Origin of the sequence: uncultured Finegoldia sp., from assembly GCF_947252345.1 — a bacterium.
GTDB lineage: Bacteria > Bacillota > Clostridia > Tissierellales > Peptoniphilaceae > Finegoldia.
Genome location: NZ_CAMXVC010000039.1, coordinates 1 through 13,607, shown reverse-complemented (window position 1 = coordinate 13,607; position 13,607 = coordinate 1). Strand labels below are relative to the sequence as shown.

13 protein-coding genes are annotated in these 13,607 nt (G+C 29.9%); all 13 read left to right on the top strand.

What is annotated here, in order from left to right:
- Positions 1-1,817: translation initiation factor IF-2 (gene infB, locus Q0X02_RS07310; RefSeq protein WP_297813756.1), on the top strand; the 1,817-nt coding region annotated here is incomplete at its 5' end.
- A 7-nt stretch (positions 1,818-1,824) separates the two neighbouring features.
- A complete protein-coding gene (rbfA, locus tag Q0X02_RS07305) occupies positions 1,825-2,190 on the top strand; it encodes a 30S ribosome-binding factor RbfA (protein WP_297813753.1) in 366 nt (121 codons plus the stop codon).
- Positions 2,168-3,148 carry a bifunctional oligoribonuclease/PAP phosphatase NrnA gene (locus tag Q0X02_RS07300; RefSeq protein ID WP_297813750.1) on the top strand — a complete coding sequence of 327 codons (981 nt, stop codon included), beginning with the start codon at positions 2,168-2,170 and terminating at the stop codon, positions 3,146-3,148. The genes rbfA and Q0X02_RS07300 overlap by 23 nt, the downstream gene beginning before the upstream one ends.
- Positions 3,132-3,995, top strand: a complete 864-nt coding sequence (gene truB, locus Q0X02_RS07295) for a tRNA pseudouridine(55) synthase TruB (protein ID WP_297813747.1) — start codon at positions 3,132-3,134, stop codon at positions 3,993-3,995. Before Q0X02_RS07300 ends, truB begins: the two co-directional genes overlap by 17 nt.
- Complete coding sequence (locus tag Q0X02_RS07290) at positions 3,986-4,912, top strand: bifunctional riboflavin kinase/FAD synthetase (protein ID WP_297813744.1); 927 nt, start codon at positions 3,986-3,988, stop codon at positions 4,910-4,912. The genes truB and Q0X02_RS07290 overlap by 10 nt, the downstream gene beginning before the upstream one ends.
- 79 nt (positions 4,913-4,991) lie before the next feature.
- Complete coding sequence (rpsO, locus tag Q0X02_RS07285; protein WP_297813741.1) at positions 4,992-5,258, top strand: 30S ribosomal protein S15; 267 nt, start codon at positions 4,992-4,994, stop codon at positions 5,256-5,258.
- Positions 5,259-5,304: 46 nt separating this feature from the next.
- Positions 5,305-7,464, top strand: coding sequence for a polyribonucleotide nucleotidyltransferase (locus Q0X02_RS07280; RefSeq protein WP_297813738.1), 2,160 nt, complete (start codon positions 5,305-5,307; stop codon positions 7,462-7,464).
- 33 nt (positions 7,465-7,497) lie between these two features.
- Positions 7,498-7,929: a dUTP diphosphatase gene (gene dut / locus Q0X02_RS07275; protein WP_297813735.1), complete on the top strand. Its 432-nt coding sequence runs from the start codon at positions 7,498-7,500 to the stop codon at positions 7,927-7,929.
- A 2-nt stretch (positions 7,930-7,931) separates the two neighbouring features.
- Positions 7,932-10,154 (top strand): DNA translocase FtsK, encoded by a 2,223-nt coding sequence (locus Q0X02_RS07270; protein WP_297813731.1) that lies wholly within the window; start codon positions 7,932-7,934, stop codon positions 10,152-10,154.
- Between the two features lies 1 nt (position 10,155).
- Positions 10,156-10,692: a CDP-diacylglycerol--glycerol-3-phosphate 3-phosphatidyltransferase gene (gene pgsA, locus Q0X02_RS07265; protein WP_297813729.1), complete on the top strand. Its 537-nt coding sequence runs from the start codon at positions 10,156-10,158 to the stop codon at positions 10,690-10,692.
- A gap of 69 nt (positions 10,693-10,761) precedes the next feature.
- On the top strand, positions 10,762-11,835 hold the full coding sequence (recA, locus tag Q0X02_RS07260) for a recombinase RecA (protein WP_297813725.1): 1,074 nt from the start codon (positions 10,762-10,764) through the stop codon (positions 11,833-11,835).
- Between the two features lie 30 nt (positions 11,836-11,865).
- Positions 11,866-12,816 (top strand): metallophosphoesterase, encoded by a 951-nt coding sequence (locus Q0X02_RS07255; protein ID WP_297813722.1) that lies wholly within the window; start codon positions 11,866-11,868, stop codon positions 12,814-12,816.
- Positions 12,816-13,607 (top strand): AAA family ATPase (locus Q0X02_RS07250; protein WP_297813719.1); only part of this gene is annotated, 792 nt, incomplete at its 3' end. The genes Q0X02_RS07255 and Q0X02_RS07250, both read left to right, overlap by 1 nt.

Genomic DNA, 13,607 nt, shown 5'->3' with positions numbered 1-13,607 from the left:
ATAATAACTCACAAGATTCTCAAGTAAAAAAAGAAGAAAAAATAAGTAATGAGTCGAAAGAACCTAAAAAATTTATTATTCAGCCGACAATTACAGTGAAGGATTTAGCTGAAAAAATCAGCGTTTCTATTACAGACTTAATTATGAAATTGATGGAATTAGGTATAATGGCAAATCAAAATCAAGAAATTGATTTTGATACTGCGAGTATAGTCGCAAGCGAATTTAATATTGTCCTTGAACAAGATGTGATTGAAAATTTTGATGATGATGATGTTTTTAATTTGGATTTTGAGGACAAAGAAGAAGATTTAAAAGAGAAACCACCTGTTATTACAGTTATGGGACACGTTGACCACGGTAAAACATCCATTTTGGATAGAATTAGAAATTCTCGAGTTGCGGGTAGAGAAGCAGGCGGAATAACTCAACACATAGGTGCTTATACCATTAAAGTTAACAACAAGAAAATTGTATTCTTAGACACTCCTGGTCACGAAGCATTTACTGCCATGAGAAGTAGAGGTGCTCAGGTAACAGATGTTTCAGTATTAGTAGTTGCCGCAGATGATGGAGTTATGCCACAAACTATAGAGGCAATAAACCACTCAAAAGCTGCCGGTGTTCCTATAATTGTTGCTATTAATAAAATCGACAGAGAAAATGCTAACATTGAAAGGGTTAAAACAGAATTGGCTGAAAACGGACTTATGCCAGAAGATTGGGGCGGAGATACAGTACTTGTTCCGGTTTCAGCAAAAACCGGTGAAGGTATAGATGAGTTATTAGAAATGATTTTAATGGTAGCAGAAATGGAAGAATTAAAAGCTAACCCCAATAGATTAGCTATAGGTACTGTAATTGAAGCTCAATTAGATAAAGGTAGAGGACCTACAGCTACTGTTCTTGTTCAAAAAGGAACACTTAAACATTCTGATATGGTATTTAGCGGTCAAGCAAGCGGAAGAATACGTGCAATGTTTAATGACCAAGGAAAACAAATCAAAAAGGCAGGGCCTGCTACTCCAGTCCTTATTCTCGGTTTAAATGAAGTTCCTGAAGCTGGAGATATGATTTATGCCGTCAAAGACGAAAAAGAAGCTAGAACTTATGCCCAAAAAATCAAAGACCACAATAGGGAAGAAATGATTAAATCATCATCCGTTGTTAATTTAGATGAATTATTTGGGAAAATTTCTGACGGGGAAACTAAAGACCTTAATATCATCATAAAAACAGATGTAAAGGGAACTATAGATGCAATAAAACAATCTTTAATAAAATTAAGCAACGAAGAAGTTAAGGTAAATATAATTCATGGTGCAGTCGGTGGAATAAATGAATCCGATGTAAATTTAGCTAGTGCTTCTAGTGCTATAATCATAGGATTTAATGTGCGTCCAACACAAGTTGCATTGGACTTAGCTAAAAACGAAAAAATTGAAATAAGAACATACAGAGTTATATATGATGCCATTGAAGATGTAAAAAATGCTATTAATGGAATGTTAAAACCTAAATATGAAGAGGAAGTTTTAGGAAGAGCAACGGTTAGAGATACTTTCAAGGTTCCTGGCGTAGGAACAGTTGCCGGAGTATATATCAATACTGGTAAAGTTACTAGAAATGCTACTGTACGTTTACTAAGGGACGATATATTAATTTTTGAAGGACCAATTTCATCATTGAAACGATATAAAGATGATGTAAAAGAGCTTACTCAAGGGTTTGAAGGTGGAATGGGTTTAGAAAACTATAATGATATTAAACCAGGAGATGTACTTGAAGCTTACGTTTTGAACGAGATACAAAGATAGGAGAATTATGAATATTAAAAGAGTTAGAAGAATTTCATCAGAAATAAAAAAAGTCATCTCAAATTGTATACTAAATTCGATTAAAGACCCTAGAATAGACAAATTAAATGTTTCAATAACTGAAGTAAAGGTAACTAATGATTTGAGTTTTGCTACAATTTATGTTGATGTAATAGGGGATGATGATAAAAAAGAAAAAACTCTTGAAGGATTAAATAAAGCCAAAGGTTATATAAAAAAAGAAATTGGTGATAGTATTGATTTAAGACATGTCCCTCAATTAATTTTTAAATTAGACAATACTAGTGAACAAGGAATGCATATTGAAAATCTAATCAAGGTGATACATGATGAAAGCAAAAATGGTAGATAACGAATTATTAAAAAAATTCAAAGAGCAATTGGATAAGTCAAATTCAATTGCCCTAATCTCCCATCTTGACCCAGATGGGGATAATTTAGGTTCATTAACGGCACTAACCAAATGTTTAATGAATTACGGAAAAAAAGTTTATCCTATAGAATTTGATAAAATACCTGATAATTTAAGTTTTTTACCTAATTTATCATATCTTACTGATAACACAAATATCCAAATTGATATGTTGATTTGCCTTGATTGTGCAAACTACGAAAGACTTGGAAATATAGCTAGCTTATTTAACAGCTCTGCTACTAGTGTCAATATTGACCATCATATGAGTAATGAATTATATGCAGATATAAATATCGTAAAAAAGGGATTTAGTTCAACTTGTGAACTTGTTTTTGATATTATAGAGGAATTAAATCTTCCAATGGATAAAGAAATTGCACAGTCATTATTAACTGGAATATCAACAGATACCGGAAGATTTTTGTACCAATCCACAACATCCGACACTCTAATGAAGTCATCAAAGCTAATTAAATTTGGTGCAGATATGATGGAAATAAACACTAGAGTCTATCAATCTAAAAAATTCGAAGCTCAAGTACTTGAAAATGAAATATTATCAAATACAGAATTTTATAATCAAACTGTATCTATTAGTCACGTTACTACAAAGCAATTAGAAAAATATAATGTAGAGATTTCTGATATTGACAATGTAATTAACGTATATAGAGATACCGATAGAATAGTACTATCAGTTTTTATCAAACAAAAATCAGAAAATGAGTACAAAATTAGTTTTAGAAGCAAAGGCGATATAAACGTTGGACAAATTGCCAAATCTCTAGGTGGTGGGGGACACAAAAATGCAGCTGCTACAAGGATAATTTCTGATTATGATAGTGTTTTGGCAAAAATTAAAGAAGAAATAGATAAATATGGATTGCATAATTAATGTTTTTAAAGAAAAAGGCTATACATCACAAGATGTCGTATCGATTTGTAAAGGAATTTTAAAAACAAAAAAAATTGGTCATGCTGGTACACTTGACCCTGATGCTACTGGTGTATTAGTAATAGGCGTAGGTAAAGGTACAAAAATCACCGAGTATTTAATGAATCATACTAAAACATATATTTTTGAAATGAAATTTGGCTGTAGTACTGACACCCTTGATTTGTCAGGAAAAGTTACTGATTTATCATCGTCTTATTATGACAAAGATAAATTAATTGAAATTTTGCGAAATTTATGTGGAAAGACTATTGAACAAACACCTCCGATGTACTCAGCAGTTAAAGTCAATGGCAAAAAATTATACGAGTATGCAAGAAATGATAAGAAGGTAAATAGAAAATCCAGAAAAGTTATAATATACAACATTGAACCACTATATTTGCTTGATAGTTCTTGCATAATAAAAGTAAAATGCTCAAAAGGAACCTATATTAGAGTATTGATTGAAGACATAGCTAAAAAACTGAACAGACTAGCTTATATGAAATCATTAGTACGTACAAGTTCTGGTGGGTTTGACATAAAAGATTCTGTTAAGTTACAGACATTAAGAAAAATTAATGTTGATAATGTATCACACACTTTATATGAAAGTCTTAGTGATATGGATACTATCAAGTTAGATAATGAGCTTTTTGCCAAAATATCAAATGGAGTAAAAATAAAAGTTTGCCATGAAAATTGTGACAATATTAAAGTTGTTTGTCGTGATAATTTTATAGGAATTGCTACAATAAATAATAATATTTTAAAAATGGATAAGGTATTTAATATATGCAAATAATAGATCTAGACAAAGAAAATCCAAAACTAAATATTGATTCTATAACTCTTGGAAATTTTGATGGATTCCACATAGCTCACCAAAAATTGATAGAAAAATGTGTGAATATCGGAAAATCAGCTGTAATAATATTTAAAACACATACAACTCAGTCCTTAAAAGACAATAATTTTAAGTACATTTTATCTACACAAGATAAAATTAATATACTATCAAAATTTAAGGTAAACTATTGCTTATTGAAGTCATTTGATGCTAAGTTTTTATCTTTAACACCAGATGAATTTTTACAATATTTGAAGAAAATAACAAATTTTAAAAATTTAGTTGTTGGTAAAGATTTTAAATTTGGAGTTGATGCCACCGGGAATGTTGAGCTCTTAAAATCATATTCTGATATTTATAATTTCAAACTTTTTATTTTAAATGACCAATTTATTAAAGAAATGCCAATAAGGTCTACTAAAATTCGAGAGTTATTATCTGAAGGACTAATTAATAAGGCAAATTCTATGCTATATAGACCTTATAGTATTAAAGGGAAAATCGTTAATGGTAAACACCGCGGTAGAACATTAGGATATCCAACCGCAAATTTAAAGTGCGAAAATTATTTCATTCCTTCTTTTGGGGTATATTATACGAATGTAATTTATAATAATAAATTGTACAAAGGTATAACATCTATTGGAGAAAACCTTACGTACAACGAAAAAGAAGTAAAAATTGAAACTCATATTTTAGATTTTAGTGGTAACTTATATAATCAAGAAATTATTTTGGTGTTTATTTCAAAGATAAGAGATAATATAAAATTTGATAACGAAAAAGAACTTATAACTAGTCTTGAAAAAGATTATAATTTTGCAAAAAAACAAAATTTACATTTACAATTGAATGATTATATGGTAATATAAATAAGTACTACTTTTACATTGATATTCGATACCTCAACGATATCACTGTAAATGTGAATTAAAATAATTGGAGGAAAATATGTATAACAAAGAAATTAAAGAAGAAATAATTAAAGATTATCAAACTCAAGAAGGAGATACTGGTTCTCCAGAAGTTCAAGTAGCTTTATTAACTTATAGAATTAACTACTTGACTGAACATTTAAAGACTCATAAGAATGACCATCATTCAAGAAGAGGTCTTTTCAAAATGATCGGTAAAAGAAGAAATCTTCTTAAATATCTTAGCAATAAAGACATTGAAAGATACCGTGATTTAATTAAAAGATTAAACATTAGAAGATAATTTAAAGAGCGGTTTTTTCCGCTCTTTTTATTTATAAGGAGAATTTATGATAAAAAAATATGAATACGATTTATGTGGTAAAAAAATCGAAGTCACTATAGGAAAAGTTGCAGAACAAGCAAACGGTGCTTGTTTAATACAATCTGGAGAAACTGTACTTTTAGTTACTGCGGTAGGGTCTAAAGAAGCCCGTGAGGGAGTTGATTTTTTTCCACTAACTTGTGATTTTGAAGAAAAATTATATTCTGTTGGTAAAATTCCAGGCGGATTTATAAAACGAGAAGGTCGTCCAAGTGAAAAGGCTACTCTAACTGCTAGACTAATTGATAGACCTCTAAGACCATTATTCCCAGAAGGTTATCATAATGATGTGCAAGTAATTGCTACTGCATTATCAGTTGATCAAGATAACACACCTGATATTTTAGCTATGATAGGTTCATCTATAGCATTAAGTATTTCAGATATACCTTTCTTGGGACCAACAGGTTCAGTAGCTGTTGGAATGATTGACGGAGAATTTGTGATTAATCCAACTCAAGAGCAAAGAGAAAAATCTGATTTAGAGTTAACAGTAGCTGGTACTAAAGATGCTATTATGATGGTGGAAGCTGGATGCAACAATATTACTGAATCTCAAGTATTAAAGGCCATACTAAGAGCTCATGATGAAATAAAGAAAATATGTGAATTTATTGAATGTATTCAAAAAGACTGCGGAAAACCAAAACAAGCATTTATACAACCAGAAAAAAATTCAGAATTAGAAGATGAAGTAAAGAGCTTTTGTATCGAAGATTTGAAGAAAATTTCCGTTAATTCAGATAAATTAGACAGAGAAGAACATATTAACTCATTAAAGAAATCTGTTATTCAACACTTCACTGAAAAACGTGGTGATGAAATTTCATCAGAAGTTTCTTCAATTTACGATAACTTAGAAAAATCCGAAGTTAGACGATTAATATTAGAAGAACACATAAGACCTGATAATAGAAAATTAGATCAAATCAGAGATATAACTTGTGATGTTGATATCTTACCAAGACCTCACGGTTCTGGTTTATTTAAAAGAGGACAAACTCAAGTATTGTCTGTAACAACTTTAGGAACACCTTCTGATGCTCAAGTATTAGATGGATTGATTGAACAAGAAGATAAAAGATATATGCATCAATATAACTTCCCACCATATTCAGTTGGAGACGCAAGACCACTAAGAAGTCCTGGAAGACGTGAAATAGGTCACGGCGCTTTAGCTGAAAGAGCACTTTTACCTGTGATTCCTTCTGAAGAAGAATTTCCTTATACAATAAGAGTGGTTTCTGAAGTATTAAGTTCTAATGGGTCTAGCTCTCAAGCATCTGTTTGTGGTTCTACTCTTAGTTTATTAGATGCTGGTGTTCCTATCAAAGAACCTGTTGCTGGTATTGCCATGGGATTAATAAAAGAAGGAGATAATGTCGTTATTCTTTCAGATATTCAAGGCTTGGAAGACCACTTAGGAGATATGGATTTTAAAGTAGCTGGCACTAAAGATGGTATTACAGCATTACAAATGGATATTAAAATTACCGGAATTTCTGAAGAAATATTAAAAGAAGCACTAGAACGAGCTAGAATTGGAAGACTTCATATTTTATCTTTAATGAATGAATGCATCAGTGAGCCAAATAAAGAGATTTCTAAGTATGCTCCACGAATTTTAGTGATTAATATTCCTGCTTCAAAGGTAAGAGAAGTTATTGGACCTGGAGGAAAAGTTATCAATAAAATAATAGAAGAAACAAATGTAAAAATTGATACTGAAGATGATGGAAAAATAACAGTTTCAGGCGAAAACACTGAAAGTGCACAAAAAGCAATAGATATGATTAAAGATATAGTTAGAGAACCCGAAATTGGAGAAAAATATTTGGGACGAGTAACTAAAATTATGAATTTCGGTGCTTTCGTTGAAATATTACCTGGCAAGGAAGGACTTCTTCATGTTTCAAATATCGCTCATGAGAGAACAAATAAAGTAGAAGATGTTTTAAAAGAAAATGATGAGATTATGGTAAAATTAATGGACATTGATGACCAAGGGAAAATGACTTTATCAAGAAAGGCTCTTCTTCCTAAACCAGATAGAAAAGACAATAAGAATTTTGAGAAAAAATCTGAAAATGATACTAAAGAAGATAATCAAAACAAAGTTGAGTAAATTTACTCAACTTTGTTTTAGAAAGAGGAAATTATGAAAATTAAAATTATTAATAAATCTAATAACCCGCTACCAAATTACTCCACTATTGGCTCTAGTGGAATGGATTTAAGGGCTTTTATAGATAAAGATATAATTTTGAAACCTTTAGAAAGGCAATTAATTCCGACTGGACTTTTCATTGCGATACCTGAAGGATACGAAGTACAAATTCGTCCAAGAAGCGGTCTTAGTATAAAACATGGTATAACTTTAATAAATTGTGTCGGTACAATCGATAGTGATTATAGGGGAGAATTGCAAATCCCGATAGTAAATTTATCAAATAAAGAATATAAAATCTCTTCAGGTGATAGAATTTGCCAAATGGTATTGCAAAAATATGAAAAAATCTCTTTTGACGAAGTTGAAGTTTTAGATGAAACCGATAGAAATGATGGCGGATTTGGACATACAGGTTATTAATTATGACAAATAAAACATCGAAGAGACCTAGAAAAAAAACGAACAAACAAAATGATATAATATCTTCAAAAAAATTTATCATTGTATTAGCACTAATTTTATCACTGATATTTATGGCTAGTAGTAGATCAGGTATTCTCGGTATTATAGTAAAAAATATTTATTTCAATACTTTTGGCATTTTTTCGTACTTGTTGATTTTAATTGGAATAATATATATTATGTCGACAATGATAGAAAAAAACAAAGGAAAAAAACTAAAAAAAATCTGTTACACTCTTCTCATAAGCACGTTTTTAGTAATGAGCATTGTCAACATATCACTTTATCCTAACATTACTATAAGGCAAAGAATTAATATTAACATTAATCTTGCGAACTCATACCAAGGTATAGGTGTTATTGGGGCAATAATAGCTAGTTTGCTTGATAGTGCAATCGGATTTATAGGTTTATATGTTGTTTTATTCCTGATGTTTTTACTATTTATTGCTGAGATTTTGGATATTACTATAAAGGATTTATTTGCAAGATTTTTTTCGTTTACAAAAATAAATTTTTCAAAATTAATAAATAAAATTAAAAACAGGAATAAAGAATACAAGAAAAGTACTAATATTTTAGATAATAATAAGATTAGTAATAATAAAACTAAAGATTCATCTTCTGTCATAAATAGTCCTAATTTTCAACAAGGAAAAACAGATGAACTAAAAAAAGCGACTCCAAAATTAAATGATTACAAGTCAAACTCAATTGATTCTGGTGAACAATTATCAGTTATTGATTTTAGTGTTAAGGGAAATCAAAGTAACTACGTATTTCCACCTTTGGAATTACTTAAAAATTCAGAATTTATAGAAGAAAACAATGATTCATTTTTAGAAAAAGCTAAGATGATAGAAGATACTCTGAGAAACTTTTCAATTGATGCTAATGTTGTGCAGATAGACCGAGGTCCAACAATAACCTGCTATGAATTGCAGCCAAAAGCAGGAGTTAAAGTATCTCGTATAGTTAATTTGGCTGATGATTTATCGCTTTCACTAGCAACTAGTGGAATAAGGATTCAAGCTCCAATACCCGGTAAATCAGTTGTTGGTATTGAAGTTGAAAATGATATTAAGAACTCTGTTATGCTTAAAGATATATTAATTTCTGAAAATTTTGTAAAAGAAAAATCCCTAATGCCAATTGCTCTTGGAAAAGATATTTCTGGAAAATGTATTGTAACTTCAATTGATAAAATGCCCCACTTGCTGATAGCGGGAGCAACAGGAAGTGGTAAGTCTGTTTGTATAAATACTATAATAATGAGTATTTTATTTAAATCAAATCCAAATGATGTTAAATTGATTTTAATAGATCCAAAAGTTGTGGAATTAAGCATCTATAATAACATTCCTCATTTAGCGATACCTGTTGTTACAGACCCTAAAAAAGCTAGTGCTGCTTTGAATTGGGCTGTTAGAGAAATGGAAAGAAGATATCAAATTTTCTCAGAAAACCATGTTAGAGATATTAAGACTTATAATAAAAAGAATAGAGAAAATGAATTAGAAAAATTACCATATATTGTAATTATTATTGATGAGTTAAGCGATTTAATGATGGTATCTGCAAATAATGTCGAAGATTCCATTTGTAGATTAGCGCAAATGGCTAGAGCTTGTGGTATTCATTTGATAATTGCCACACAACGACCTACAGTTGATGTAATTACTGGAACAATAAAAGCTAATGTTCCATCAAGAATTTCGTTTGCAGTAAGCAGTCAAATTGATTCTAGAACAATATTAGATCAATCTGGAGCAGAAAAACTAATAGGTAGAGGTGATATGTTATTCTTCCCATCTTCAATGGCTAAACCATGCAGAGTTCAGGGAGCATTTATTTCAGATGAAGAAGTTGATAAAGTCGTTAAATTCTTAATTGAAAAAAACGAAAGTAAATACAAAGAAGATATTATTGAAGATATTGATAAATCAGAGCCATTGGATGTTAATGATGACGATACAGATATCTTATTCAATGATGCGGTTGAAATTATTTTAAACGAAAACTCTGCTTCTATTTCCTTATTGCAAAGAAAATTAAAAGTTGGATACGCAAGAGCTGGCAGAATTATCGATCAAATGGAAGAAAAGGGAATTATTGGTGCAAGTGAAGGAAGTAAGCCAAGAAAAATTTTAATTTCAAAAAATTATTTAGAAAGACGTGATTAAAATGAATATTGCAAATAAATTTACAACTTTAAGAATAATATTGATACCTTTTTTTGTCATATCTTTACTGATTTTTAAAACTGAAAATTACATTCCAGCTGCTATATTTATTATATCTGCGATTACCGATTTTATAGATGGACAACTAGCAAGAAGAAAAAATCTAGTAACAACATTTGGCAAATTTATGGACCCTTTAGCTGATAAAATGTTAAGTTGTAGTGCTTTGATTGTATTGATTCAATTAGATATAATCCCTGCTTGGAGTGTCGTAATAGTGGTTCTAAGAGAGCTTACTATAAGTGGATTCCGAATTTTAGCAGCTTCTAATGGAGTAACTTTAGCGGCAAGCTTATGGGGTAAATCAAAAACAATGACTCAATTTATATCCATAGTTTTAATTTTAGTAAATATAAATGATTTAATTGGTTTACCTATTGATATTTATTTGTACTATATTTCTATTGTACTTACTATTATAAGTTTAGTTGACTATATTTATAAAAATAAAAATGTTTTAGACCTAAAAAATATTTAAGTTTTAGAAATTTTATGATATAATGATTACAGGAACTTATGTTCTGTTTATTAAAAATTGGAGGGTAATATGGATTTTTCCAATGGCACAGAAAAAGAACAAGCATTAAAAGAAGCATTTGCAAGTATTGAAAAACAATTTGGTAAAGGCTCCATCATGAAACTTGGAGATCAAGTTCAAAAAGATATTGAGGCTATTCCTACTGGAGCTATAAATTTAGATGTCGCTTTGGGTATAGGTGGATTGCCAAGGGGTAGAGTAATAGAAATTTATGGCCCTGAATCCTCAGGTAAAACTACTCTTGCTCTACATGTTGTTGCTGAAGCACAAAAAATGGGAGGAACTGCCGCGTTTATTGATGCTGAGCATGCTTTAGATGCAATTTATGCTCGAAATTTAGGCGTAGATACAGACAATCTCATAATTTCACAACCGGATACAGGAGAACAAGCTTTAGGTATATGCGATTCATTAGTTAGAAGTTCTGCAGTTGATATAATAATAATTGACTCTGTAGCAGCTCTTGTTCCTAGAGCTGAAATAGAAGGAAATATGGGAGATAGTCATGTTGGTTTACAAGCTAGATTGATGAGTCAAGCTTTGCGAAAATTGACAGGCGTTATTTCTAAAAGCAATTGTACTGTTATTTTTATTAACCAACTTAGAGAAAAGGTTGGAATAATGTTCGGTAACCCCGAAGTAACAACCGGAGGTAGAGCTTTAAAATTTTATTCATCTGTCAGAATTGAAATTAGAAGAGGAGAAGCTATCAGAAAAGGCGACGATATTATTGGTAACCGTACTAAAGTAAAAATAGTCAAAAACAAGGTGGCTCCGCCATTTAAACAAGTTGAATTTGATATAATGTATGGAGAAGGAATTTCTAAGATAGGAACAATATTGGACTTAGCTACTGATTGTAATGTTATTAAAAAAGCCGGTGCATGGTATAGCTATAACGATGAAAAACTTGGACAAGGTAGAGAAAATTCAAAAGTATTCCTAGAAGAAAATCCACAAATTTTACAAGAAATCATCGACAAAACTTATGATTATTACGGTTTCAAAACAAATAACAACGATTTAGTTGAAGCTAATAACGAAGAAAAAAATGAGCAAACAAGTGAGGAAGAATTAGATTAGGGCAAGGTTAACTTGCCCGTTATTTGTATTATGAAGTTACTATTTTTTACCGATACGCATATAAAATCTCGAAACCCTAAATCGAGAATAGATAATTATGAGCAATCAATTTATGATAAAATCGAAGAAATCAAAAACATATCTATAAATGAAAATGTAGATGCTATTTTACATGGTGGAGATTTATTTGACAAAGCAGATGTTGATATTAAAACTGCATCAAAATTTGGTAAACTATTACAAACATTTCCCAAAAAAATTTATATAATAAGTGGCAACCATGATATATATGGTTATAATCAAAACTCTGTTGAAAGAGCTATGATTGGCCTTTTTGATTCCTTAGATATATTGGAGTTAATACAAAAAGATAAGCCTGTGTTTATACAAAAAGATGGAATTACTGTTCAAATTTCAGGAGAGCCATATTGTCATGATATAGATTCTTCTGATAAATCACATTATAAACCTGCTAGAGATAAAAATGTTGACTATCATATTTTAATGATTCATAGTTTCTTATTATACAAAAAATTTATCGATCAAATTGAATATACATTGATAGATCAGATAATGGATACTGATTGTGATATTGTTTTAAGTGGTCACTATCATACTGGATTTAAAACAGTAAAAGTAAACGGAAAATATTTTTCGAATCCAGGAAGTATTGCTAGAATGACAAATACTGAAAGTGAGAAAAAACTAAAGCCAAAGGTACTCATTATCGAATTGACGAAGGACAACATTGAAATAAAAGATATTTTTTTAACTAGTGCTAAAGATGGCAAAGATATTTTTATCGAAAAAAATCTTGACCCTTATTCAGTAAAAGGAAAAAGCTTAATGGAAATCAAAGAAAATTTTAAAACACTGTCAAATAATTCATTAATTAACTTGAATTCAAATTTGAAGTCAATCGGGAAAAATTTAAAGATAAAAAAAGAAATAATTGACGAGGCTATAAGGAGATTAGAGTAATGTATATATCAGATATATATTTGGTGAATTTTCAATCATATCAAGATAGTCATTTTACATTCTCAAAAAATGTAAATTTAATTACCGGTTCTTCGGATAGCGGGAAAACAGCTGTAATTCGTGCTATATCTTGGGTTCTTTTTAATGACTATACAACCGATTTATTAATACGAAAAGGTTATAAAAAAGTAGAAGTAAAAATCATTTTTAATAATGGTTATTATATAACTCGTGGAAGATATGGCTCCAAAAATTACTACTATGTTCAGACAAATAATTACGAGGAATATGTAAATTTCGGCAAAGAAATCCCTAAAGAAATCGAAGATATTTTTTTATTCAAAAAAGTAAATATTATTAATGATAAATACAATATCTTGATATCATCACAATTGGAAAATTCTTTTTTACTAAGTGAATCTGATTCTTCAAAAGCAAATGCTATCGGAAAGCTTGTAAATGTAGATATTTTAGATAATGCTTCAAGAAATGTTTCAAAGGAGGTCAGAGCTCTTAATTCAGAAATGAATTTTGTAAAAAAAATTATTTCTGAAAAAGAAACTGACTTAAAGAAATACGATTACTTAGATTATTTTAAAATTAAACTAGATAATTTATCAGAAATATATGCCAACTTAGAATCTGACTCAAAAAGATTAAATAGTTTTGAAATTATATATAACAAGCAAAATGAATTAAACAAAAGAATTTCTAATGGTCATAAATATCTTGAAAAATTCAATACCTGTCTCTTATACACATCTCCGAGCCCACGAGACCGTTATTCTAAT

Bases quoted from the DNA above. Each gene is read 5' to 3' on its own strand.
- rbfA (WP_297813753.1), top strand. From the start codon at position 1,825: ATGAATATTAAAAGAGTTAGAAGAATTTCATCAGAAATAAAAAAAGTC.
- Q0X02_RS07300 (WP_297813750.1), top strand. From the start codon at position 2,168: ATGAAAGCAAAAATGGTAGATAACGAATTATTAAAAAAATTCAAAGAG.
- truB (WP_297813747.1), top strand. From the start codon at position 3,132: ATGGATTGCATAATTAATGTTTTTAAAGAAAAAGGCTATACATCACAA.
- Q0X02_RS07290 (WP_297813744.1), top strand. From the start codon at position 3,986: ATGCAAATAATAGATCTAGACAAAGAAAATCCAAAACTAAATATTGAT.
- rpsO (WP_297813741.1), top strand. From the start codon at position 4,992: ATGTATAACAAAGAAATTAAAGAAGAAATAATTAAAGATTATCAAACT.
- Q0X02_RS07280 (WP_297813738.1), top strand. From the start codon at position 5,305: ATGATAAAAAAATATGAATACGATTTATGTGGTAAAAAAATCGAAGTC.
- dut (WP_297813735.1), top strand. From the start codon at position 7,498: ATGAAAATTAAAATTATTAATAAATCTAATAACCCGCTACCAAATTAC.
- Q0X02_RS07270 (WP_297813731.1), top strand. From the start codon at position 7,932: ATGACAAATAAAACATCGAAGAGACCTAGAAAAAAAACGAACAAACAA.
- pgsA (WP_297813729.1), top strand. From the start codon at position 10,156: ATGAATATTGCAAATAAATTTACAACTTTAAGAATAATATTGATACCT.
- recA (WP_297813725.1), top strand. From the start codon at position 10,762: ATGGATTTTTCCAATGGCACAGAAAAAGAACAAGCATTAAAAGAAGCA.
- Q0X02_RS07255 (WP_297813722.1), top strand. From the start codon at position 11,866: ATGAAGTTACTATTTTTTACCGATACGCATATAAAATCTCGAAACCCT.